This is a genomic window from Pseudomonas sp. ITEM 17296 (genome assembly GCF_028895205.1).
In the GTDB taxonomy this organism is placed as follows: domain Bacteria; phylum Pseudomonadota; class Gammaproteobacteria; order Pseudomonadales; family Pseudomonadaceae; genus Aquipseudomonas; species Aquipseudomonas kermanshahensis.
On sequence record NZ_WJRS01000086.1, the window covers coordinates 1 to 537 of the forward strand.

1 protein-coding gene is annotated in these 537 nt (G+C 62.0%); it reads right to left on the reverse strand.

Annotated elements, in window-relative coordinates:
* The coding region (locus GIB19_RS28170; protein ID WP_274888863.1) for an immunoglobulin-like domain-containing protein at positions 1-537 on the reverse strand (537 nt) is incomplete at both ends.

Here is a 537-nt window from a genome sequence, read left to right on the forward strand (position 1 = left end):
GTGGCGGTCAGCTTGGCGATGACTTCGTTCGAGGTGTCCTTGATGTCCACCGAGGCCGAAGGCTTGCTGACCACCAGGTTCTCGAACTGGCGGCCATCCGGCACGCTGGTGCCGGTGATGCTGACGGTCAGCGAGCCAGCATCGACGTACACGTCTTCGCCTTGGGCGTCGTGGGTGAAGATGGCCGAGGTCTCGCCCTTCTTGATCACGACCGACTTGCCTTCGGTCAACTGCACGGTGAGGTCCTGGTCCAGGGCCTCTTTGATGCTGATGGTGAAGGTCGGTTTCTCGTTCTCGAAGACCGAAGTCTGGTTGGCAACGATGCTCAGTTCGACTTTGTCGCCCTGGTTGTTGCTGCCTGGGGTGCCTACGCCGGGTTCGTCGTTGACCGTGGTGGTGGCCGGGGCCTTGTCCAGGGTCAGGTTTTCGAACTTGCTGGCGCCCGCGCCACCTACCGATTGCAGGGTCTGGCTGACCGAGCTTTGGCCGATGTAGACGTTATCTGGTGCAGCGACGGTGGCCGTACCGACGGTGCCG